The sequence below is a fragment of the Sphingobacterium sp. CZ-UAM genome (assembly GCF_002000245.1).
Lineage (GTDB): Bacteria > Bacteroidota > Bacteroidia > Sphingobacteriales > Sphingobacteriaceae > Sphingobacterium.
Genome location: NZ_MTCM01000001.1, coordinates 562629 through 584893 on the forward strand (window position 1 = coordinate 562629; position 22265 = coordinate 584893).

20 protein-coding genes are annotated in these 22265 nt (G+C 39.3%); 10 read left to right on the top strand and 10 right to left on the bottom strand.

Translation table 11 applies throughout. The annotated features are described in order from the left end of the window. Positions 1 to 176 precede the first annotated feature (176 nt). The 8 genes from dinB (at position 177) to BWD42_RS02350 (ending at position 9227) form a co-directional block, all read left to right on the top strand. The gene (dinB, locus tag BWD42_RS02315) at positions 177 to 1358 is read left to right on the top strand and encodes a DNA polymerase IV (protein ID WP_077432859.1); all 1182 of its coding nucleotides are present in this window, start codon (positions 177 to 179) and stop codon (positions 1356 to 1358) included. Continuing rightward, positions 1339 to 4275: a DNA polymerase III subunit alpha gene (locus BWD42_RS02320; protein ID WP_077432860.1), complete on the top strand. Its 2937-nt coding sequence runs from the start codon at positions 1339 to 1341 to the stop codon at positions 4273 to 4275. The genes dinB and BWD42_RS02320 overlap by 20 nt, the downstream gene beginning before the upstream one ends. A gap of 19 nt (positions 4276 to 4294) precedes the next feature. Continuing rightward, on the top strand, positions 4295 to 4768 hold the full coding sequence (locus BWD42_RS02325) for a hypothetical protein (protein ID WP_077432861.1): 474 nt from the start codon (positions 4295 to 4297) through the stop codon (positions 4766 to 4768). A gap of 110 nt (positions 4769 to 4878) precedes the next feature. Continuing rightward, positions 4879 to 5676, top strand: coding sequence for an SOS response-associated peptidase (locus BWD42_RS02330; protein ID WP_139350989.1), 798 nt, complete (start codon positions 4879 to 4881; stop codon positions 5674 to 5676). Between the two features lie 11 nt (positions 5677 to 5687). Beyond that, complete coding sequence (locus BWD42_RS02335; protein WP_077432863.1) at positions 5688 to 6074, top strand: hypothetical protein; 387 nt, start codon at positions 5688 to 5690, stop codon at positions 6072 to 6074. Between the two features lie 62 nt (positions 6075 to 6136). Beyond that, positions 6137 to 7024, top strand: coding sequence for a hypothetical protein (locus BWD42_RS02340; protein WP_139350990.1), 888 nt, complete (start codon positions 6137 to 6139; stop codon positions 7022 to 7024). Between the two features lie 392 nt (positions 7025 to 7416). Continuing rightward, positions 7417 to 8163: a DNA polymerase beta superfamily protein gene (locus BWD42_RS02345; RefSeq protein WP_077432865.1), complete on the top strand. Its 747-nt coding sequence runs from the start codon at positions 7417 to 7419 to the stop codon at positions 8161 to 8163. Further along, a complete protein-coding gene (locus tag BWD42_RS02350; protein WP_077432866.1) occupies positions 8160 to 9227 on the top strand; it encodes a DNA polymerase beta superfamily protein in 1068 nt (355 codons plus the stop codon). The genes BWD42_RS02345 and BWD42_RS02350 overlap by 4 nt, the downstream gene beginning before the upstream one ends. A 171-nt stretch (positions 9228 to 9398) precedes the next feature. Here BWD42_RS02350 and BWD42_RS02355 read toward each other — a convergent pair whose 3' ends face one another. Next, positions 9399 to 9794 (bottom strand): (deoxy)nucleoside triphosphate pyrophosphohydrolase, encoded by a 396-nt coding sequence (locus tag BWD42_RS02355; RefSeq protein WP_077432867.1) that lies wholly within the window; start codon positions 9792 to 9794, stop codon positions 9399 to 9401. A gap of 488 nt (positions 9795 to 10282) precedes the next feature. Here BWD42_RS02355 and BWD42_RS02360 point away from each other — a divergent pair, with 488 nt between their 5' ends. After that, positions 10283 to 10684 (top strand): NUDIX hydrolase, encoded by a 402-nt coding sequence (locus BWD42_RS02360; protein ID WP_139350991.1) that lies wholly within the window; start codon positions 10283 to 10285, stop codon positions 10682 to 10684. A 183-nt stretch (positions 10685 to 10867) separates the two neighbouring features. Next, complete coding sequence (locus BWD42_RS02365) at positions 10868 to 11827, top strand: HNH endonuclease (RefSeq protein WP_077432868.1); 960 nt, start codon at positions 10868 to 10870, stop codon at positions 11825 to 11827. Positions 11828 to 11832: 5 nt separating this feature from the next. Here the strand turns inward: BWD42_RS02365 and BWD42_RS02370 are convergent, their stop codons facing one another. The 9 genes from BWD42_RS02370 to BWD42_RS24840 form a co-directional block, all read right to left on the bottom strand. Then, the gene (locus BWD42_RS02370) at positions 11833 to 12312 is read right to left on the bottom strand and encodes a very short patch repair endonuclease (protein WP_077432869.1); all 480 of its coding nucleotides are present in this window, start codon (positions 12310 to 12312) and stop codon (positions 11833 to 11835) included. A 155-nt stretch (positions 12313 to 12467) separates the two neighbouring features. After that, positions 12468 to 13103, bottom strand: coding sequence for a hypothetical protein (locus BWD42_RS02375; RefSeq protein ID WP_077432870.1), 636 nt, complete (start codon positions 13101 to 13103; stop codon positions 12468 to 12470). Further along, the gene (locus BWD42_RS02380; RefSeq protein WP_077432871.1) at positions 13100 to 13798 is read right to left on the bottom strand and encodes a hypothetical protein; all 699 of its coding nucleotides are present in this window, start codon (positions 13796 to 13798) and stop codon (positions 13100 to 13102) included. The genes BWD42_RS02375 and BWD42_RS02380 overlap by 4 nt, the downstream gene beginning before the upstream one ends. Continuing rightward, complete coding sequence (locus BWD42_RS02385; RefSeq protein ID WP_077432872.1) at positions 13795 to 16401, bottom strand: ATP-binding protein; 2607 nt, start codon at positions 16399 to 16401, stop codon at positions 13795 to 13797. The genes BWD42_RS02380 and BWD42_RS02385 overlap by 4 nt, the downstream gene beginning before the upstream one ends. 7 nt (positions 16402 to 16408) lie before the next feature. Beyond that, positions 16409 to 17632: a DNA cytosine methyltransferase gene (locus tag BWD42_RS02390; RefSeq protein ID WP_077432873.1), complete on the bottom strand. Its 1224-nt coding sequence runs from the start codon at positions 17630 to 17632 to the stop codon at positions 16409 to 16411. Between the two features lie 166 nt (positions 17633 to 17798). Beyond that, entirely contained in the window at positions 17799 to 19484 is a 1686-nt protein-coding gene (locus BWD42_RS02395) for a hypothetical protein (RefSeq protein WP_077432874.1), read from the bottom strand. Between the two features lie 78 nt (positions 19485 to 19562). Further along, positions 19563 to 20273 (bottom strand): HNH endonuclease, encoded by a 711-nt coding sequence (locus BWD42_RS02400; RefSeq protein WP_077432875.1) that lies wholly within the window; start codon positions 20271 to 20273, stop codon positions 19563 to 19565. A gap of 75 nt (positions 20274 to 20348) precedes the next feature. Continuing rightward, the gene (locus BWD42_RS02405; protein WP_077432876.1) at positions 20349 to 20687 is read right to left on the bottom strand and encodes a n-acetylglutamate synthase; all 339 of its coding nucleotides are present in this window, start codon (positions 20685 to 20687) and stop codon (positions 20349 to 20351) included. A gap of 41 nt (positions 20688 to 20728) precedes the next feature. Next, entirely contained in the window at positions 20729 to 21604 is an 876-nt protein-coding gene (locus BWD42_RS24840; RefSeq protein ID WP_217699984.1) for a nuclear transport factor 2 family protein, read from the bottom strand. Positions 21605 to 22265 lie beyond the last annotated feature (661 nt).

The window sequence follows — 22265 nt, forward strand, 5'->3', positions numbered from 1 at the left end:
ATTTAAGGGACAACTAACGCGATGCCCACCATAAATTATATCGCTGACTGTGAATGTGATAAAAACTAAACCAAAACATTCTCTTGTTTGTTTGCTAATAATATTAGTATTTTTGATCAGAGCAACTACCAAAAATCAAAAGCCACAATACAGGGCTTTTTAGGCAATTGAAAGACATGGAAAGGAGTATAGTACATTGTGATCTCGATACCTTTTTTGTATCGGTGGAGCGCTTGCAGAACAGCAAGCTCCAGGGCGTACCTGTGCTCATCGGCGGCAACAGCGACCGTGGGGTAGTGGCGTCCTGTTCGTATGAAGCGCGTAAGTTTGGCGTGCATTCCGCTATGCCGATGCGGCTGGCGCTGCGTATGTGTCCTGAGGCCGTTGTGGTGCGGGGCGATCACGATCGCTATAGTCAGTATTCCAGTATCGTCACCCAGATCATCGAAGAGGAAACCCCCATTGTCGAAAAAGCCAGTATAGACGAACACTATCTCGATGTATCAGGCATGGACCGCTTCTTTGGTTGTTGGAAGTGGACGCAGGAACTCCGCCAGCGCATTATCAAAGAGACGGGCCTTCCGATTAGTTTTGGCCTATCAGTCAACAAGACCGTGTCCAAGATTGCCACCGGTACAGCCAAACCCTGTGGCGAGAAGCAGGTGCAAAATGGTACTGAGAAGGGCTTCCTGGCGCCGCTATCTATCCGCAAGATTCCCATGGTCGGCGAGAAGTCCTTTACCCTGCTCCGCAATATGGGGATCTCCAAGATCGGTACCTTACAGCAGATGGAGGTGTTCACGATGCAGAAGGTCCTCGGGGAGAACGGGATCAATATCTGGCGCAAAGCCAATGGGCTGGATGATTCGCTGGTCGTACCTTTTCGTGAACAGAAATCCATGTCCAAGGAAAACACCTTCCAGCAGGATACCATTGATATGGATGTGCTCCGCCGTACCCTCATCGGCATGGTCGACACGCTGGCCTTTGACCTGCGCAAAGATCAGAAGCTGACTAGCTGCGTTACCCTCAAGATTCGGTACAGCAATTTCGATACCCATACCCAACAGCTGCAGATTCCTTATACCAATTCGGACAGAAAACTCACGGATGTGGTGCTTTCCCTGTTCAAAAAACTCTATAGCCGCAGGATGCTGATCCGCCTTATCGGGATCAAGTTCTCGGGGCTGATCTACGGTTCCTATCAGACCGACCTCTTTGACGATAGCGCCGAGGAGGTCAACCTGATGCAGGCCATGGACAAGATCCGGAAACGCTATGGCGCCGAATTTCTGATGAAAGCCATCTGTGCACCGCCGCCAGAGAAAGGAGGGGAGCATGCTCTTAAATCTACATAGCTATTATAGCCTGCGCTTTGGTACCCTCAGCCTGCAGGATCTTATTTCGGGCATGCTCGCTGGGGGCTATGATACCGCTGTGCTCACCGATATCAATAACAGTTCCGGATCGCTGGACTTTATCAAAATGGGCCGCGCAGCCGGACTCAACCTGCTTGCAGGCATGGAATTTCGCAGCGGCGATCAGCTCTGTTTCGTGGCCATTGCCAAGAACGAACAGGGCTTCCGTGAGATCAACGAATTCCGCACCAAGCTCAATATGGAAAACCGCCCTACACCGGAGCGATCGCCAGACTTTGAGCAGGTGTTTGTGATCTATCCCTTTCACAAGCTCAATGGCTTTCCACTGCGTGATTTCGAGTACATCGGCATCCGGCCCAGCGAACGTACGCGCGCCCAGCTCATGGATCGAAAACTGCTCGATCGCTGTGTGATCCTGGCTACGGTGAGTTTCCGCAGGACCGACTATACCTTACATCGGCAGCTCCGGGCGATTGACAACAACCTGCTGATCTCGCAGCTCGGTCCGGAGCAGGTCGCCCCCGAGGATGAGGTATTTATCCCCCGGGTCAAACTGATGCGCCTGTTTTCCGAACTGCCGCAGCTGCTCGCCAACACCAACCGTATCCTGGGGCAATGTTCCTTTGGTTTTGATTTTACCAGCGTCAAAAACAAGGCAACCTTTACCGGCAATCGCTACAATGATAAGCAGCTGCTGCATAAGTACTGTATGGACGGTTTTTCCAGGCGCTATGGCCGCAATGACCGGATCGCGACCGAACGCATCCAGAGTGAGCTCGAGATTATCGAAAACCTGCGTTTCTCGAGTTATTTCCTGATTACGGACGAGATCTGCCGTTATGCTCGGGGACGCAATTTTCACTATGTAGGCCGCGGATCTGGAGCCAATTCCGCCGTTGCTTATTGCTTGGGTATCACCGATGTTGACCCCATAGCCCTCAACCTGCCCTTTGAGCGTTTCCTCAACCCCAAGCGCAAGAGTCCACCCGACTTTGATATTGATTTTAGCTGGAACGAGCGAGACGAGATCTATGATTTTATCTTCAACCGCTATCAGACCGGGCATACCGCTTTGATGGGCGCCATGAGCACCTTTCGCTCCAGGAGTATCCTACGTGAACTGGGCAAAGTATACGGCTTGCCCAAGGCCGAGATCGACCGCCTGGTGCATGAGCCCGAGCATATGCTCAACAAGAATGAGGTGACCAACACCATTTTAAGCGTGTACAACCGCATGGCTGATTTTCCCAATCAGCGCACCATACACGCCAGTGGCGTATTGATTTCCGAGGAACCGCTGACCTGTTATTCCGCCATGGACAATCCACCAAAGGGATTGCCCACCATGCAATTTGATATGTATGTGGCCGAAGATATCGGTTTTGAAAAATTTGATATACTTTCGCAGCGCGGGATCGGCCATATCAAAGATTGCCGTACCATTGTGCGGGAAAATCTCGGTGTAGTCATTGATACCGACAATCCGAAGCGATTTTTTGAGGATCCCCAGATTGCTGCACAGCTCAAATCGGCCAATACCATCGGCTGTTTCTATATCGAGAGCCCGGCGATGCGGCAGCTGCTGACCAAGCTGCGCTGTGATGACTACCTGACCTTGGTGGCAGCCTCCTCCATTATCCGTCCGGGCGTAGCCAGTTCGGGTATGATGGGCGAATACATCCGCCGGCATCATGATCCCACAACGGTCATCTATCCCCACCCGGTGTTTAAGGAACAGCTCGAAGAGACCTACGGCGTGATGGTCTATCAGGAAGATGTGATGAAGATAGCCAACGCCTATGGTGGACTCGATATGGCCGATGCCGATGTGCTCAGGCGCATGATGTCGGGCAAATATCGCAGCAAAGACCATCTGATCGAGATTGAAGATAAGTTTTTCTCCAACTGCAAGGCCAAGGGCTATGACGAGCAAGTCAGCCGCGAGATCTGGCGGCAGATGGAAAGCTTTGCCGGCTATTCCTTTAACAAGGCGCACTCCGCTTCCTTTGCTGTAGAGAGTTACCAGAGCCTTTTTCTCAAGACCTATTATCCCTTGGAGTTTATGGTTGCGGTGCTCAACAATTATGGTGGGTTTTACAACCGCAAGGTCTATGTCAATGAAGCGCGGATTTCGGGAGGCAATATCTGCTTGCCCTGTGTGAATCAGTCGGTCTTTAATACCTCCATCCGCGGAAAGGATATTTATCTGGGTTTTGACTGTCTGCTCAATTTTGAAGGCAAGCTGGCCCATCGCATCATCGCAGAACGGGAAGCAAATGGTCATTATCAAAGTTTGCAGGACTTTGTCAAGCGGACGCAGGCAGGGCTCGAGCAGGTCATTATCCTGATCCGTGTCGGTGCCCTGCGGTTTACGGGGATAGGGAAGAAGGCCTTGCTCTGGGAGGCCCATCTGCTGATGAGCAGGCATAAGCCAGCGACTGTCGGCATGGCCCTCTTTGAGACCGAGAGCCGCAAACCCATTCTTCCACCTTTGGAGGAGGATATCCTGGAAGACTACTACGATGAGATCGAGTTGATCGGCTTTTGCGTGACCGGTACGTTGTTTGACCTGGCCAAAAGCGATTACCAGGGTGATATGCCAGCTCGCGAGCTCCATTTGCATGAAGGGAAAATAGTACGTCTGGTAGGGGATTTTGTCTGCGAGAAATTTGTCAAGACCAGGCGTGGCGACCTGATGAAATTCGGTACTTTCCTCGATGCCGAGGGGCGCTTTTTTGATACCGTACACTTTCCACAGACACTGGTGAAATATCCGCTAAGAGGAGCTGGTATCTATCTGATCGAGGGTAAAGTTGTTGTCGAATATGGGTGTCCATCGATCGAGGTGATCCGCTGTGCCAAGATGCCGCTAAAGCCCGATCCCAGGAGTGAATAATTAATCCTATCTTAGTCCTATGTTGTACAATCCCTTTGAACAAGTCACCAAAAGCTCCTTTCGCGAGCTCGTCGAGTCCGGTTATACCGACTTTGTGCTGCAGCGCTTTGAGTGGCCTGATGTCAAAGACAAGACAGGGTTTCTACTTACCCCTTACGATGATAAGGAAAGCGCCGATCAGCATGCCCATCAACTTGGGGCGAAGGAGGGAAGAGCCATGCAGCTGCCACAGGATGCCGATAAGATTGAGAGCATGCTGGCGACCGGATCAGGCTACCGTATCTTTCTCAACCGTATCAAGGAGGAGAACTGGGACAAGCGCATGCTCAAGCTCTACGAAAAAAACATCGTCAACTACCTGCGTACCAAGACCAGGTTCCAGCGCAAGAATCCCATCGACATCCTGTTTTCACTAGAGTATGGCCGAGTGGTGGCTACCATTACCGACGGGCAGACCCAAAAGAAAGTATTTGCTATAGACATCCTTCGTTAGCCCGATCCAGTACGAACCGAAAAGCCCTATTTTCTTGCTTTAGATCGATCAAATTTACAGCGTAAATTGTGTATATTCGTATCAAAGCCAAACAAAGAAAGGACACCATTATGTGCTGGGATATTAGCCTCCATACCGATATTGAGATTATCAAAAAGACCTTTCCGCAACTGCGGGACGAGCGTCGTCAATTGGATTACAATTATGACTATCTGGAAAATGTCCAGGCCATTACCTTTCCCAAATATCCGATCCTGTATAAGGACAAGGATTCAAGTCAGCTGGCCTTGACCGAGATGGAGTGGGGCGTATTGCCGACCTATATTGATGATCCCAAGTTGCAGGCCGATCGAAGGCGCAATATGATCAATGTCCGTAGCGAGCGTATCCTAGAGGATAAAAAATCCTATTGGTACCGCCTGCGCAAGCAGCGCTGTCTTATCCCTGTGAGTGGTACATATGAGCATCGTGCGGTAAAGGGCTGGAAAAAGAAAGTCCCTTATTTTATTGGTGCGGAGGGCAGGGAGTTGTTCTATCTACCAGGCTTGTACCAGTGGCATGAGACGGTGGATGAAGATGGCGTAGTCGAACGCGTAGGATCTTTTGGTATGCTTACTCGGGCAGCCAATGAAGTGATGGCCAATATCCACAATGATGGGCCAAATAAGCATCGGATGCCTTTATTTTTACCGGAGGATCTCGAGCGCCAATGGATCGAGGATATTCAGGAAGAGGATATGCCGCCGATTTTACTGTTTGAAATGCCCAATGAAAAGCTAAAGCATTATCCCGTGTATACCTTGCGAGGTTATCCAAATCGCCCCGATGGGAAGCATCGTTATGAAGCCTTCGACTGGGAGGGATTGCCACCATTAGGAAGTGATACCGTGCAGACTTCGTTGTTTTAACCCTTCAGCCAATGGCTAGTTTAACAAAATATGTATCAAACGATCGACCAGAGTTCGCGGTGTATATCGAAGATGACGACACGGTATGTTATGCGTACTTATGGGAAGAAAAAAAAATCGTTGGAGATATATGGTTATATAATAGCGCTCCAACTCCAAGCGAACCTGAATGGCATCAAAAGGAAAATATACTCTTTTTAAATCCTGTGGAATTTGTTAATGAGAATCTTGAACCATTTAATGCATGGTCGCCTGTTGAAGTGACTTGGGATTTTGGAGAAGAAACAGTGGCCAATATATTTTTATCCGAGAGATTGATCGCAAAGCTGACTGTGGGATCTCGTCCAGGTTGGTCTAGTCTTGTTACTAAAGATGGACCCTTGGCGTTGAAGCTGTGAGGTTTTCACGAAACTAATTGGACGCGGATAGAACAAATATGCAAACACATAGACGAATAATAATGAAATACTTTCTAAGTCTTATCCTTTTGGCAGCATCGTTTTTTACTAAAGCCCAAATAAAGCTTGATCAAAAAGACCTCAATAATTTAATAGCTATTGCTGAGCTCTATTCCTATAATACAAATGCAAGAGGAGATCAATTTGCCAAATCAATTGACTCATTACGGACACCTAAGCTGAATCATATTGTTGATGCTTTGATTGCGGTTGGCAAAGGTGACCATACAATTTTGGAGACTCACTTTCTTGCAAGACCAAACGACGAAGAGTTGGTATTATGGTATGTCGTCCGCGAAATTCATTACAATAGGACAAACGAAAAAGTCAAGGCAAGACCAGTTGTAGCGGTAGCAAATGAAGTTCTTTCCAAGCAGATTGATAGTCGATGGTTGCTTGATAACTACTACTATCGCATACATGGTGGTATAGCCTCATTGTTTAACGAAGCTGATTTGAGCAAGTACAATTTCAATATGGACAGTTTAGGATTTAAGGACGACACTGAAAAGGCAATCTTCTTTTTGAATATGATGGATGCTTTGGTTGGAGCACGCTTCAAAGTTCTACAGATGATGAAGAACAATAAAAAGGTACTTGAGTTTTGCGACAAACTTCCAAAGTTTAATAGCAAGGAATATTTCTACTTTAAAAACTTTGACTACGCAGACTTTGATTGGGTTGGGTACGATAAAACAGTAGCATACAATGAATGGCACATTAGTAGTTTTTACAGTATATTGATTGCACAATTCAGTGCATCTGCTGAATTAAAGGATAAGAAAAGGATGCAAGAAATTTATTTCAATTCTATTTTACACGAGCCAAAATATTTTAAATTCACGGAATCAAAAGATGAGTTACAATCATTCTATGACAAATCCAAATAAATGACTACCGGCCTCCTTCCTTTGAGGTTATTCATCAGGTCAAAGGACCGTTAAAGGGCGGACAGCAAGGTGAATAAATAAAAGAATTATAATTAAGCTGTACTCAACCCCCAGCTATTGTTGAAACGTAAATGAAGAGCTAGTTGTAAGTGTCATATTCTCAAATTTTAATTTTCTTTCTTTTCAATCAAACATACTTAGTTGCCTTATGCTACGCAATCTATCTGCGTACTTTTGTGTTGCCGTGCAAGCTTCAATTTTTTTAAAGAAAATTATCTGCCTGATAACAAGCGGTCTCCTCTGATTTTTATACTCTTTTTTTTGTGCGCAAAAAGGCTTCAGTATCGCAATTGATCTTTGTGTTAATGAAAATTTTAAAAAAGCACTAAGAAATGAAAGCACATATCATCAATAAGCTAATGGAAATAGAAGCGAGCGAAGGGGTACGTATACTTTTTGCCTGTGAATCTGGAAGTAGAGGTTGGGGATTCCCCTCAACCGACAGTGATTACGACGTTCGGTTTATTTATGTGAGAAAAGTGGAGGACTACACCCGCTTATTTCCGCTGGCTACCGAAATGCGGTTTCCGATAATCGATGACCTCGATATAGCAGGCTGGGATCTGTTTAAAGTACTAAAATTATTGTATAAGAGTAATGTCAGTCCATTTGAATGGATCCAATCACCAGTGGTCTATTACGAGCTTAATGGATTCAAAATAAGTTTTAGGACAATGATCGAAAATTATTTTGACGCACGTAGGCACGCCCATCATTATTTAGGGATTGTCCGTAGCAAAATAGAAGATCTTCAACACGAAACGATGAAGCTTAAGAGCTTGTTTTATAGCCTAAGGTCTTTACTTGCGGCAGACTGGTGTATTACCTACCGCAGTTATGCGCCCATGACATTGGCAGAACTATCCGTATTATTGCCTCATGTCGTTAAAGACGAAGTTATGGAATTGCAGGAGTTGAAGAGCCAAGTCGATGAGGGGTTTATATACAGTTGTTCTGCGACCATAAGGAATTATATTGAAACAAGGTTGATATATTTAGATAATCAAGTAAAACAGGTTCCCGTATCCGTATCGGATAAAGAGGGACTGGAGAGTTACTTTAAAATCCTATTAAGATGACTATAGACGAACTTCGAAAGAGCGGGCTGATCCTGTTTGAGGCCGTTGTCGGCAGCCGGGCATATGGATTGGCCACAGCATCTTCAGATACCGATATCAGGGGGATATTTTATCTACCCGTGGAAGATTACTTGAGCGGTCAATATATTGCCCAGGTGGCTAATGCCAGTAATGATGAAGTGTATTATGAGCTCGGACGCTTTGTGGAGCTACTTTCAAAGAGTAATCCCAATATATTGGAGCTTTTGGCTAGTCCTGCTGATTGCATCGTATACCAAGATCCAATAATGGAGCAATTTAAAATGCAGGATTTTATCACGCGAGAGGCAGCTATGACCTTTGCGCAATACGCGATGGTACAGGTGCGGAAGGCAAAAGGATTGAATAAGAAAATCAACAATCCAATGGATCGTGAACGTAAAAGTTTGCTGGATTTCTGCTTTGTTATAGCTGGTCATGGAAGTTTATCGTTAAGAGATTGGTTAAGCAACCGATATTGGAAACAGGAAAACTGCGGTTTAGCAAAGATCGAACATGCAAAGGGTATGTATGCCTTGTATTATGATCAGATCCAGACTCTGGGTTACAAAGGTGTCGTGGCCACATTGGAGAGTAATGAGGTTTCCTACAGTTCTATCCCTAAGGAAGAAACACTTTGTGCGTACCTTTTTGTTAATCATGATGCTTATTCTTCCTATTGCAAGGCTTATAATGAATATTTTCGCTGGGTTTCAGAACGCAATGAGGCGCGCTTTGAAGGGACAATGAATCACGGGCAAGGCTATGACGCCAAAAATATGATGCATACCATACGTCTATTGCAACAGGCAAAGGAGATTTTGTCCAAAAGTGAACTGCAGATACGACGTCCCAATAGGGAAGAGCTCCTGTGCATCAAGAGTGGCGCCTATAGCTATGATGAACTTTTCGTCTGGTCGCAAGAGCTTTTTCAGGAAGTACAGGAACTTTGCTTGCACAGTTTACTTCCGGTAGCGCCAGATCAGGTTAAGCTAAGGCTGCAATTGGTTCAGATGCGTAAGCAGCTTTATCGGATCAAACTTTAATTGCTAATCATGGATATACTCCTTCGTTAGCGGTACTTAGCTGCAGCAATGCATCAGCAAAATGCCAAAGTAAGGTTAAATAAACCAGCTCATTAGCCAAATTGCTTCCCTCTGCCGGTTAGAGGGAAGCTCTTTTTGTTTTTGGGGCTTTATATACGCAGATAGGTGCTATTACTTAGTCGATGTTGCGTAAGCGGTATACTCGTTTACAATAGGCAGGTCCGCTTCTGCCCAGTCGTAGTTTCTTAATTGAGCAGCAGCTACCCATATCGCCTGGGCATGTTCCAGTGCTTTTACTTCTCCTGATTTTAGGCTGCATACAAAAGGGTAGAGCTGCAGCGAGAAGTCGGCGTAGTGGTGCTCTACCATCGTTAGTGCGCTATGTATATTAATATCAATATGGAGTTCCTCTTTGATTTCTCTGTGTAGACATTCTTCTTTAGATTCTCCGGTTTCAATCTTGCCACCCGCAAACTCCCATTTCAATGGAAGTTTCATTGAAGCCGACCGTTGGCAGATCAGTATTTTATTGGCGTGTTCTATTATCGCACAGGTTACTTGCAGCATAGTGGTTCAAAGTTAATGATTATCTTGTTTGAAGCAATCGGTCGTAAAGAATTGCCCCTTTTTAATTCCATCTGTGTAATTAGCAGATTTTATGTAAGTTTGGACATACCATATTGTGATGACAGCATATAAAGAGCATATCGAAATTTTTAAAGAAACTTACGGCACCCGTTTTAAAGCCTGGTGAGTGCTCATTGATCCTAAGGAGAAATTGCATCCAGTTTATTGGAAATGGGACGAGGGTAAATTTGAGAACAGGGATTTTGCTATTTTAACGATGAAACGTCGTTATCCAGCTTTAGAAATTAGATTTCACCAATCCTGATGTGTTGATGGTTTAAGCTGATTATCGGTCTTTCATTCCATGAATGTCCGTATATTATTGTTCCTAACTTGATCTGTCGAAGTGAACGACTCCGTACTGATCAAAAACAAAATGAAATAATCGCGTTTGATTATCTTTACGTGTAATATTAAAAAAACTTATAATGAATAAAATAATAGACAAGGTGGCTTTGATTCATATTAGTAACAATAGTGTTCTCAGCACCCTTTCCAAATCAAAAAACAAGCTTTACTTCCCAGGTGGAAAAAGAGAAAACAACGAATCAGATGTAGAATGTCTTAAAAGGGAAATTTTAGAGGAACTTAATGTCCATATATTGGAAAACACCGTGAAATTCTTTGGAAGTTTTGAAGCTCAAGCTGATGGCCACGAACCGGGAGTTGTAGTACGAATGTTATGCTATTTCTCTGATTTCAGTGGAACATTAAAGGCTTCTAATGAAGTCGAGTCATTTGAGTGGATAAAATATGAAGATAGATATAGAACGTCTGCAGTGGACATCCTTATATTGGAAGAATTGAAAAAGCAGCGCTTAATAGACTAGTTTGGAATGTATCAGAGCCGACCGTTGGTAGATCAATATTTTATTAGCGTGTTCTAATAATCGCACAACTTACTTGCGGCATAGTGGTCTAAAGGTTGATTATCATAGCTAAAAAGTTCTTATAGGAGAGAGGTTTAGAATAATCGTTTCCAATTCAGACGATCTTTACTAACTTTAATCCCAATGAATCCTGATCTGCAAGTTTATCTCAATGCTTTCGCCCGTGTGAAAAGGGCAAATACAAAATATGGATTGGCACCACATAAGCCGATCTTGCTCCTGACTTTGGTCGAACTGATCGACAAAGCTCTTATACTAGACAACCGCTTTGAAGTCAATGTCGATCTTGTGGGATTGTTTCAGGAAAACTGGCGCCTGCTGGTACGTACATCAAATCAACCCGACTTCACGCAGCCCTTTTATTATTTGCAGTCCGACAAAGCAGCAGGGCGGGGCTTCTGGGCTCTTTATCCAAATCCCGGCTTTCAGATCAATGCACATATCAAAAGTGTAAAGATCCTTTCGGAGGTAATAGCCTATGGTGCATTCGACGATAAGCTGGCTGTTTTGCTCAGTGATCCATTAAATCGCGCTGCAGTTCGTGATCAGCTACTTTCTGTTTACTTTCCGGATGAGCGGCTAGCATACCATCGCCATAAGGAACTGAATGACGGCTTTTACCATGAAGTACAATCTTTGGTGCTAAATGAGGCCGAGGCACAGTACAAACATATTTCCATTCAGACCGAGGAAGATGTGTTTGTCAGATCGGGGTTGTTCAAACGCTATATCCCGCAGCTCTATCAGGATACCTGTGCCATGACAGGTATGCGGATGCGGTCTACTTTCAAATACAATTTTATTGATGCGTGCCATATCGTTCCTTTTGCGGTGACGCATGATGACAAGGTGACGAATGGGATAGCACTATGTCCAAACCTGCATCGTGCATTTGATAGGGGACTGGTCAGTGTTGTAGAGAATTATACCATTATGGTTTCAGCTCATATCGACGAGCTGGTAGACCATCCCTATAGTTTATCGAAATTGAAAGGAAGGACAATTTTGCTCCCTCAGGTAAACAGGTATTATCCATCGCAGGAAAACCTAGCTTGGCATCGCGAAAATGTTTTTAAAGGATGATTTACCTATTTCCAGAGTTTTCTGGTTTCTAAGAATAGCTCTATCTGATTCAGTACTTTAGGTAGGTTTTTAAGAATATCTTGCGTCCAGAACCTGAATACGACGTAGTCCATGTCACGTAGGGCTCTATTGACGCGGATATCCTTTTGCATATTGCGCTCGATCTTGGGTATCCAGAAAAGGCGGTTGGATTTTATACGTTCCTTATTATTTTTCCAGTCGAATCCATGCCAGAATTCGCCGTCGACAAATATCGCAAGCTTGTATTTTTTTATTACGATGTCGGGAGTGCCGGGAAGGGATTTGTCGTGTAGGCGGAAACGGATGTTTTTTGACCAGAGCGCCCTCCGCAGGATCAGCTCGGGTTTTGAATTGCGGCTCTTGATCTTGGACATTTGTGCACTACGTTTTTTGCTTGTATAGAATCCTGCAGCTTCCTCAAATTGGGGAACATGAATTCTGTCGCTTTCATCGTAATAACTCATTATCTAATTTATAAAATTCTATTTGTTTTATATAAAGACGGAAAAACAGTTCGTTAGGATTTTAATTGTTTGGTTACAAGTTATTTATGAAATTTGTTTCTTATTTAAAGGGATATTAAAGAGAAAATTTTTAAGAATTGGGCTTACCAATAAAATCAGAATATAATTAATTCCTTTCTCATATGGAACAATAGATCAGCCAATAACCTATCTTTTTTTACCAAAACAGCATTATTAATCCTTTGATCCAGAAGTAAAGCTAAATAGTCAGATAATCTGTTAAAGTCATTGTGATAACGTATAATAGCATCTGAAACTGTTATCACAATTTCTTGTTTAAAATCTTCAATTGTTGCTTTAGAGATTTTTTCGGATTCTAATCTTCTATTATTTTCAACTTCTTCCAATGAAGTAGGTAAAGCCCCAAATCCAATAGAATTAATTGTTTTTGATTGCTTAAAAGAACTTCTGATTAATGATGCCGAATTACAAGCAAGGAGAAACAAATATTGCCCTTCAAATATAGCCATTTCATTCAACTTAACAAAAGCCCTTTTTGGGAAGTGTTCACTGGATTCACCACCATATAGTAAATTTGGTTGCCCGTGACCAAGAAATATTATTACAGTTTTTTTTGTAACATTTGAAATGAATTCGAAAGCACTTTCATATGATTCTTCGTTCGGATGAATCTCTGTAAGATTGTAGTTAATATTTTTATTTTTAAAATTTTCGACGATTCCATACAGGAAATCTGTAGAAGGATCAATAGATATAATAATTTGAATCACTCTTGTGGAAAGTTATTAAGTTCAATTAAATGAGCTACAGTTAGCTCTACTAAATGTTTTTGAAATTCAATTCCGTTAGGTAAATCCTTATCGATTTCGTGAGCAATATCAGCAAGCTTCATCCCCTTAAATTTAGGATAAGCACTTTTAAATTTTTCTTCACCAAATCTTTCTAAGTATCCAATTATATGGTCTCTAAAATAATATGTCTTTTGTGGTGCTGTAAGGATTTGAGTGATTTCTTCTGGTATTCTACCTCTATCTATAAAATCATCTATTTTTAGTTTAATTAGCTTTTTAACTTGTTCAGGGGTATTAAAAATTCTGGCTACTTTATCTTGTTCTGCTGAATATAGGCAAAATTTAGCTCTTCGTAATCTATATTTTTTTGAAACGCATTCGTTTTTTATCCATTTCAGTAATTCAAATCCATCTAAATTTTTGTCTTTAAAATCATAATCAGATGCCACGATATCAAAACTGTCATTAACATAATTCTCATTTATATAAGCCTGAATTTTGCTTTTGTCAAGGACCGTTTCACCAGTATCGGGATTCTTCTTCATAAAGTCCTCGTTTAGATGTAAAAAAGTCTCATTTAATTCATAACCCTGTTTCTTTAATTTACTTCGAAGGTTTTCAATTTGAGCATTTATTTTATTATCATCAATATAAAGTATTCTTTTTATGTTCATATAGTATTTATAATAATTTTAAAGGTTGCTCCAGACAACTTTAGTCCATTTCCTGAAAATTCAATATCACTATTTATTTCAGATAGAAGATTTTTGGTATAATACAATCCAATCCCCGAACCACTAGCTCCAGCTGGAGGGATATCTCTGACTGACAATTCAAAAATCTGTTTAGAATTATTAGTAAAATTTTTAGATAACCCTATTCCGTCATCAGAAAAATAAATAACTAGCTGTTTTTCGTTTGTTTTAATAAATTCTATTTGAATATTTTTCGCGTTCCATTTAACAGAATTGCTTATTAAATTATCTAATACAATAGACATATTTAATACACTAATATTTTTTATTAATTTTTCATTCTCGTTTAAAAAGGAAAATGATAAGCTATCTGAGAAAGTATTTCCGTATAAGGATACATATTCAACAATATACTTTACCACATCTACATCTTTCTTTTCAATGTCTTCTTTTAAATCTGCCCTTGTTACAAATTCAGCCATCTTTAGGGACCTTTCTGCACATACTTTCAAAAATCCCAACTTTTCAATTAGGCTATGAATTTCGAAATCATTTTCCGTTAAATTGTCAATAATATTCTCAATACCATCTCGTACCTCAATATTATTGATCTTGATGGTGTGTATGAGCCCATCTGCGTCTGGGCTTAAGGTCCTTCTCGTTGCTAGTAAATATAGATTTTTTTCCTTTTCGATATCCAAATCAGACTCTGCCTTTATAATCTTATTCTTTAAGGTATTAGCTGAATTTTCAGCCGACTCTTTTTGGTTTTTTAACTCTAATAATTGATTCTGTAAATCTTTGATTAAAAACGTTTGTTTTTCAATGGTGTTTTTATAAAGTTGAATTTCTAGTATTGCTTTCGAGGTCGCGTCATTTGTCGTATATTTCGAAAACTCTTTTAATTGTTTTTCCAACTCTTCATTTTCCTGAGCTTTTTTATGAAGTATTTTACTAAGAATTTCTCCATCTATTTTTTTCTTCGCAAAATCATCTATAAGTTGATTAAACTCTCTTTCCGATATTTCTCGCTCTTCTTCTATTTTTTGAATTATTAGATTTTCGTTTATATATAGCTCTAAAACTTCTGAAGCTTTGGCAGCAATCAGCGTATGTATTGTGGCATATACTCTCGATTTTTTGGTTCTTTCATCTTCTCTATATTGTAGATCTTCCTCTCGAAGAGAGCCTGAAATTATTTTTGATTCAACTTCTTTTAATTTTGTTGATTCTTCTTTGTCTTGAGAGTCGTAAATGGAGCTATCCCAATTTAATCCTTCGACAACATATCTTTCTAATCGTCTTAGTGTTTTATAAAAATAGCTGTCATTTCTTTCCGAAGAGGTTAACTTTCTAAAGTTTTCGTTATTAACAATTCCTTCTCGACTAGAAATTATCTGAAAATCATTGTCTTCATCAGTTATTTCGATTTGACCAATTATATCTCTAGAACCTAAATATCGTCTGGTGCCTTGCGCTTTTCGCTGGTCTAAAGCCAGCCAGTCATTTCCAACATCGCCATATGGCGGAATTCTAAATCCATTTATGAAAAGAAATATTGATCCATAATTTACCGATTGAATGCCAGTTTGTTTTGTGAAGAATGCTTTTGCATAGGAGTTTAAGAAATACATTGATAGCTTTGTATCCTTAATTTGGGGGTAAAAAGAGTTCTTCTCTTTTATCCAATATACTGTTTCACCTTTATCTTTTAATTCAGTTAATATAGCTTTGCCGTTATCTACAGTTTTAGATTCAATTACTGTAGATTTAAATTCTAAGGTGTCGAAAATTCGGTTTTCCACTTTACCAATAAATCTTTCGTGTACACTTTTGGAAAGGTTTTCTTGAATAAATTCAGGCGTATCAATGAATATTCCGAAATCGTTAATTTCAAAAGCTTGATGGGGATTTATGAGTTTTTCGAGATATTTTTTTAAGTCAACAAACTTAGATACGTCCCAACTGATTAAATTTTTGTTTTTATCATAAATAGGATATACCCATTTACTTCTCAATTTAATTATTTCGAGGAGTACTCCGTGCTTAAAGTTTTTAAATCCTAACAAATTGAATTCATTTTGTGTCAAAGTCTCATATTTTAGAGGAACAGATTGAATCTGTTTTCCTTCATCTTCGACTTCAAATAACTTCCAATCTATAGTGAGTTTATAGTATAAAGGATCCTTAGTTGTCCTTGTATAAAGATTTAAATATTCACCTAAGCGATCGCAAGAAAAACGGCCAACGCCTTTTGCCCCTGCCATTCTTCGTTTATGTTGAGTTTTATTTAACTTTTTAGACGAATATGCAATATTTAACCATTTATTTTGGACGTCGTCAATATCCATTCCTATTCCATTGTCTTGAATAATCAATCTTGAAGTCTTGGAGGAAAATTGTTCAACGTTTTCGTCGTCGTTATATTTTTGATTAATATAAGATACGGTTACTTTCTTGGCATCAGCATCAAAAGAATTTTTTACTAGCTCCAAAATAGCTATGTTGTCATCGTTAATCAGATCTTTTCCTATAATACTCTTAAGCTGAACATTAGTTTTAAAATGTAAAAAGTTTTCCATTAGAAATCTATAGTAGTTGTGATAAAATAATACCAGCTTGCTCGCCAAAAAGAGGAGGGATAGCATTACCTATTTGAGAATATCTTGGAACCTCTTGTGTTCTTCTATTGCCTCCAGTTGTATACTTATTGCGGAATTTATACCAGTCATTGAATGACTGTATACGGGCATACTCCCTTACGGTAAATATACGTGGTTCGCAATAATGGATATAATCATCTGGGAGAGTAGTGATAGTAGGGGTGGGAGATTGGCCACTCAATGGTATAATTGTTCTTTTCTTCAAATCGTACTTCTCTCTTATTTCCTTGGATAAAGACTTCCCCTTCTCGGCATATTTCAATAAATATTCAAACTTTTGAATTGTCTTGATGCTATGTTTCGCAAAACGATGGCTATCAGGGATATTGTCCAAATAACCTCTCCGCATGAGTTTTTGATAACTCGATGATTCTTGATTATAAATACCTGATTTGAATCCTTTCGAATCGGGACAATCTGTTTCTTGGATCCTTAACAAGTCTGAAATAGCATCTTCTAGATTGTTGGTATGATTTATTCCTTTTGAATCTGCGAAAGTCTTCTTATTTGAAATTAAAAGCTTAAAAAAATCATAAGGTTTATATTTTGAAACAACATCTTTTCTAATGCCAACTAAAATAAATCGAGTCCGTTTTTGAGGTACACCAAATTCAGAAAAGTCTACAAGCTTGCCATAAACTTCATAACCCAGAAACTTTTCCTTTTTCATTACACGTCTTAAGGAATTCTTGACATATTCTGAGTAGATTCGGCCTTTAACCTTGTTTTTATCAAATTTTTGAGTGAAACCTTTGACATTCTCAAAGAAAATTAGTTTTGGTTGGACTAAACGAATAAATCTAACGTAGGATTCTACTAATTTATTTCTCGTATCATTTTCAATACGTCTCCCAGCAGTTGAAAACCCCTGACATGGAGGCCCTCCTGCAACTAAGTCGATTGATCCGCGAAGCGATCTTAATTTGTCACCATAATTATCAATAATATCATTGATATCATGATTTTTGATCGGAAGCCATTCAGGCCAGTCAAAATGATTATGTTGATCTATTAAATTGTAACGAAGTGTTTCGAAAGCATCGGGACTTTTTTCAATAGCAAATTGGGCTTTCCATTCTTTAGAATTAAAAAAGCCAAGTGAAAGACCGCCACAACCAGCAAACAGATCAATATAGGTATTCTTAGACATGGATAAAAAATACATTTTTGTTTTTAAATAGACAAATTGTTTTTTGTTTTGTTCTGGTAATCAGGCTTGTATTTTTTTTTATGATATCAACTTTTATTTAGATAACAGTTTTAATAGTTAGCAAAGTTTAAAAATGTTCTTTCTACAAAATATTGTTCTAATTTTTTTAGTTTGTCAATTTTAAATCGCCAAAATCGATGCAAAAATCTCCTAAATCCGGAGCCTTTTCTCGTTTGATTCTCTCTTGGGGAGAAGAGGCCTTGAGTCTAACAAACATATCCTCAATAGGGTCGTTTAATGTCGTATGTATGGTGGAATAAGCTTCTATTAGTTGATACCAGGAACCCCACGCGGCAGTTTCATCCATTTCTATTCCTGTGAAATTAATTTGATTTCTTGCAAGCACAAAAAGGTATACTCGCTCAATCGTCCTTTTTTCTCCCAGCACATTTTCAATTTGAAGCGCATTCAGAATGGTCCTATCATCAAAAGTGGACAACCACCTTTTTATTTTTGTTAGCCATTCGTTAGCTTTTGGAAAAAGATTATTTATTCGGCTAAATCGTTCTTTAATCGAATGAGAAAAAGGGTCTTGCCATTTTAATTGAAATAGGCCTAATGTGTTGGTTTCCTTATTGTAAACTATTGCATCAATATCCGTTTTTACATCATCAAAGGATATTTTAATTTCTCTATCTATTTTAATTATGCTTTCTTTCGAGAAAAAATTAAAAAGTTCTTTTCTAAATCTATCCTCTCTATTATTTACGGCTTTATCAAAATCCTTAATAAATTTTCGTTTCAGCTCTCGATTTAATAGTGCAAAAGGATTTCCTAGACAACCCGCAATTGATCGTATCAGAAGGCTACCGCTTACTTCGATAAACATTGGGGGAGGGGGTGCAGGATATTCTAAATAGTAATCAAAATTTTCTTTTGTTAAAGTTATGCATTCAAAAATCTGTTTAACTATATGGCGATCCCAACCAATATATGATGCATAATCATTAATAGCATTATTCTTATTTTGAGTATATGAAATTAAATTCTCGAGTTGTACATTTGGTTTTTTGCCTTTTAAATATAAGCAGGCATCAGAATGTTTAATTGCTACACCAATAATTAATTCAATGATGGTGATGTACTTGTGATATTCAATCCCGCCAAATTTGTCATTCGGATCAAAATTATCATAACCTTGCATTTTAAGGAGTAGATAATGTCCTTGTTCATTATAGTAGTCGTCGATATCAGGTGTAGTTTGGTAACTAATGTAATCACCAAACGGGTTTTTTATCAATTTCTTGAATTCTTTTGCGATTCTATCTACATCGAAAGATAGCGCCGCTTTTTTATCTTCAATTATTCTGCTAATAATATTATGTTTTAGAAAATCCATGCTTTCTCGATCAAATCTTTCAATTCCGGTATTTGAATGTAAACATTCGAAAATAAAATGTTTATCTGTCTGCCTTTTAATCGAGATTAGGTCAGCTTTTTCATAACTAAGTATTTGTTGACAAAGGGCAATTTTTCCGGAATGGATCAAATTAGAAATAGCCCAATTTCTCAACTTTTCCGTTGTGGAAGGTAATGGACTGATTTCATCAATTTTTAAATTAAAATAAAACGGTTTTAATAATTGAGGCCATCCGAATTTAATTAGTTCCATGTCAAAGTGATCTTCATTCGTTATTTCAGGATGAAATGTAAAAAGTATATCTATCGCCCTAACGATTGTCTGTATGGCTACATAAGGTGGCCCGTTGAAAGTCTTACCAATCTGTTCGCTTTTTTTCGCAATTATTCTATTCAATTCTTCCGAAGCAGGAAAGTTATAGTTATTATTCATAGAAACATTTTTATTATCCGATTTTTATTCTGTCTAAACCGTTGCAATAAGATTTTATTGGCTATTTGTGTCGATGACTTAATATTTGAACACGTTTGATCTATGAAACTCCATATATTTTTTACTGCCTCTACCCAATTTAATTTTTAGAGACTTCTTTATTCCAAATATTTCAGAATCGAGAAAGAATTCAGAAATCAATATACATCCATTATCGTCAAAAGAGATTAGTCCTTTATCAAAGAGTTTGTCATAATTAGGAAGAAGCAGCAGCCCATTATCAGGGTCAACTTTCTCATAATTATCACATTTGCTCCACGGTTTGATGTGGGAGGCGATAAGAAGGTCGGAATTAAGGTAACCGGAAATGGCACAACCTCCACCTCTTTTAATTAAGCTATTTTTAAATCTGCCTTGACCCAGGCGGGCTAAAATCAACGTCTCTTTTTCGCCGCCTTCTTTGTTGCTGTTAATAATATCAATGATATCATTAAAGCTGTTTCCTTGATGTTCTGACATAAATTCAAGATATAGATCAAATGCACGGCTGTACATGTTGTTTCCTCTTGAATTCTTTTTCTCAAAAGCAAGAATACTAAAATATAAATCGTAAAGTTCCTTGATTTTGCTAGCTTCCTCTATATGAAATAATGAATTAATTTCAATGTGAAGTTTTAAATCATTTGATATAGTTTTTATAGTTCCAATATATTTTTCTGGCCTAGTTATTTGCTTATGGTTTTCTTGAAGCCAGTTTTTAAATTCAATTTCTCGTATGATAGTCTCCATTTACTGTGAGTTGTTAAGCCAATATATGAGTGTAGTAGCTTGGAATTTCTACCACTTTTAAAAATGATTCCTTGGTTATAAAATTTCTTCAAGTGTAGATTTTCCGCTCGATTGGTCGCCATTGGTCCACCGCCATTCCTCGTGAAGTCTAATTCTTCCATCTTCAAGAATCTCTGGTCTAGATTTACAAACCCCTGTCATTATTTTCCCATCCCGATTAATATGATGATATCGCATATCTATATTTCCATCATCGTCGACGACTCCGAGCAAATGTCCGGAGACAATGCTACCACCAGAATAAATAGAGGTGAGGATATTTCCCTCTTGCTTGTAGTGAAAAGTTGTTTCACTTGAAGTGTTGCCGTTATCTGAATTGGTGACAACTTTGAATATTCGATTGTGGTAATTCATTTATCAATTTTGTTCTTAAGCGTGGTGGCACACAAAGTGAGTTAGGAAATATCTGTCAACCTAACTATCTTCCCATCGGTAGAAAACTCAAAGACAGACTTGCCTTCCAAATTGATCTCATCATCTTTTTTCAATCCATTAGGAAAATCCATCGCTGCGATCGCTCGGTAGTTAATCGTGATTTCAGTCGAACTATGTGTGTGGGTTATTGACTCGATGGACTGCTCTCTCTCGCTGAAATAGGAGAGAGCTCCAATGGCTTGTTTTTTGAATTCCTCGATTCCTTGTAAGTGCAGGGTTTGTTCGCCATTCATAATATTTTTGAAAATAACGTCTTGGGTGAAATCTGCTATCATATTTTCCACGTCCATACTATTATAAGCTCGCACGTACTGGAAAATCTTATTTGTTCTATCATTTAAAATGGCGGCATCAGGTAAGGAATTTTCAGCAATTTTTATTGACCCGTAAATTCTTTTAAAGGTTTCTAAAACATTCCCTCCTAATCCCTCGATAAAACTTATAAATTCAATTGCCTCGAGATCTCTTACTATACCACTAGCGAGTCGACTTATTTTGCCATCAGACATCTTAATGTCTTTTTCAACTTGTTTTTGTGATAAACAGTGAGTTAGTATAAACTTAACTTCTGGTGATAAAAAATCCAATCCTTTTAGAAGGTCTTCATTGGGTCTATTAGGGAATATTTCGTTTACAGCATTATTGAACTCAGTTTCCGGTAGGTTTTTTAATAAGATCGCAGTCAGTATTATTTTGTAAAATTCTAAAGGGGTTGATTTACTGTTATCCTTATTGCAGAGGTCACTTATCCTTTGTCTTTTTAAGCTTGTAAGATCAGCGACCTTTGTTTTGCTTGCTTTTAATTTGTCAAAGTATTTTCCGAATAACGTGCTCATATTTCAGATTATTTAATGAGTTTTTTAAATTATTTTTGCGAAAGTCATTAATATGACCTATATTTGTATTAGTTAATAAATGCGACAATAGGAATGTTAATTCATTCTAAACGATGTCACTTACGCACGAAAGCCGTCAAATTTTCCACGTAGGTCGACACGGGGTTCGCTTTCCATTGATTTTGTTATCTTTGCATACATTTCGATGGAGCGGGCTTCCTGTCAGTCTTTGTGGAATTAAGATTTCGATCTTAGAGGCTCTTGACGGCGCCACGTGCAAAGCATGGAAGTTCGCTTCATTGATTTTTTACCAATTGTCTTTTCCACGCTTCCATAAGTGCTATCGTTTTTGAATAACCAAAATGATTATGATAAAACGATTCAAAGACCGCCAAAAACACAAGGCTTACCTCAAGGAGGTTAGCATTTGGTTTTCCAATTCAATTTTAATTAGCAAGATTATTCCAGGGCCAGAATAATCGGTTAAAAATATAAAACCAAAATAGGGGATAGCGGCATCCGCATAATAGTTTGTGCCGAATAGGTATTCACTAGAAAGGCCCCTAGACTAGGTTTTCCCGATTTGTATTCGATACACTACCCTTTAATTTTGGGTAAGTTAAATAAAAGCTCTTTCGAGCCGTAAAACACCTTAAAAGTA

Bases quoted from the DNA above. Each gene is read 5' to 3' on its own strand.
- BWD42_RS02360 (WP_139350991.1), top strand. From the start codon at position 10,283: ATGAATAAAATAATAGACAAGGTGGCTTTGATTCATATTAGTAACAAT.
- BWD42_RS02340 (WP_139350990.1), top strand. From the start codon at position 6,137: ATGAAATACTTTCTAAGTCTTATCCTTTTGGCAGCATCGTTTTTTACT.
- BWD42_RS02330 (WP_139350989.1), top strand. From the start codon at position 4,879: ATGTGCTGGGATATTAGCCTCCATACCGATATTGAGATTATCAAAAAG.
- BWD42_RS02335 (WP_077432863.1), top strand. From the start codon at position 5,688: ATGGCTAGTTTAACAAAATATGTATCAAACGATCGACCAGAGTTCGCG.
- BWD42_RS02325 (WP_077432861.1), top strand. From the start codon at position 4,295: ATGTTGTACAATCCCTTTGAACAAGTCACCAAAAGCTCCTTTCGCGAG.
- BWD42_RS02405 (WP_077432876.1), bottom strand. From the start codon at position 20,687: ATGAATTACCACAATCGAATATTCAAAGTTGTCACCAATTCAGATAAC.
- BWD42_RS24840 (WP_217699984.1), bottom strand. From the start codon at position 21,604: ATGAGCACGTTATTCGGAAAATACTTTGACAAATTAAAAGCAAGCAAA.
- BWD42_RS02395 (WP_077432874.1), bottom strand. From the start codon at position 19,484: ATGAATAATAACTATAACTTTCCTGCTTCGGAAGAATTGAATAGAATA.
- BWD42_RS02385 (WP_077432872.1), bottom strand. From the start codon at position 16,401: ATGGAAAACTTTTTACATTTTAAAACTAATGTTCAGCTTAAGAGTATT.
- BWD42_RS02400 (WP_077432875.1), bottom strand. From the start codon at position 20,273: ATGGAGACTATCATACGAGAAATTGAATTTAAAAACTGGCTTCAAGAA.
- BWD42_RS02380 (WP_077432871.1), bottom strand. From the start codon at position 13,798: ATGAACATAAAAAGAATACTTTATATTGATGATAATAAAATAAATGCT.
- BWD42_RS02320 (WP_077432860.1), top strand. From the start codon at position 1,339: ATGCTCTTAAATCTACATAGCTATTATAGCCTGCGCTTTGGTACCCTC.
- BWD42_RS02355 (WP_077432867.1), bottom strand. From the start codon at position 9,794: ATGCTGCAAGTAACCTGTGCGATAATAGAACACGCCAATAAAATACTG.
- BWD42_RS02365 (WP_077432868.1), top strand. From the start codon at position 10,868: ATGAATCCTGATCTGCAAGTTTATCTCAATGCTTTCGCCCGTGTGAAA.
- BWD42_RS02350 (WP_077432866.1), top strand. From the start codon at position 8,160: ATGACTATAGACGAACTTCGAAAGAGCGGGCTGATCCTGTTTGAGGCC.
- BWD42_RS02370 (WP_077432869.1), bottom strand. From the start codon at position 12,312: ATGAGTTATTACGATGAAAGCGACAGAATTCATGTTCCCCAATTTGAG.
- dinB (WP_077432859.1), top strand. From the start codon at position 177: ATGGAAAGGAGTATAGTACATTGTGATCTCGATACCTTTTTTGTATCG.
- BWD42_RS02390 (WP_077432873.1), bottom strand. From the start codon at position 17,632: ATGTCTAAGAATACCTATATTGATCTGTTTGCTGGTTGTGGCGGTCTT.
- BWD42_RS02345 (WP_077432865.1), top strand. From the start codon at position 7,417: ATGAAAGCACATATCATCAATAAGCTAATGGAAATAGAAGCGAGCGAA.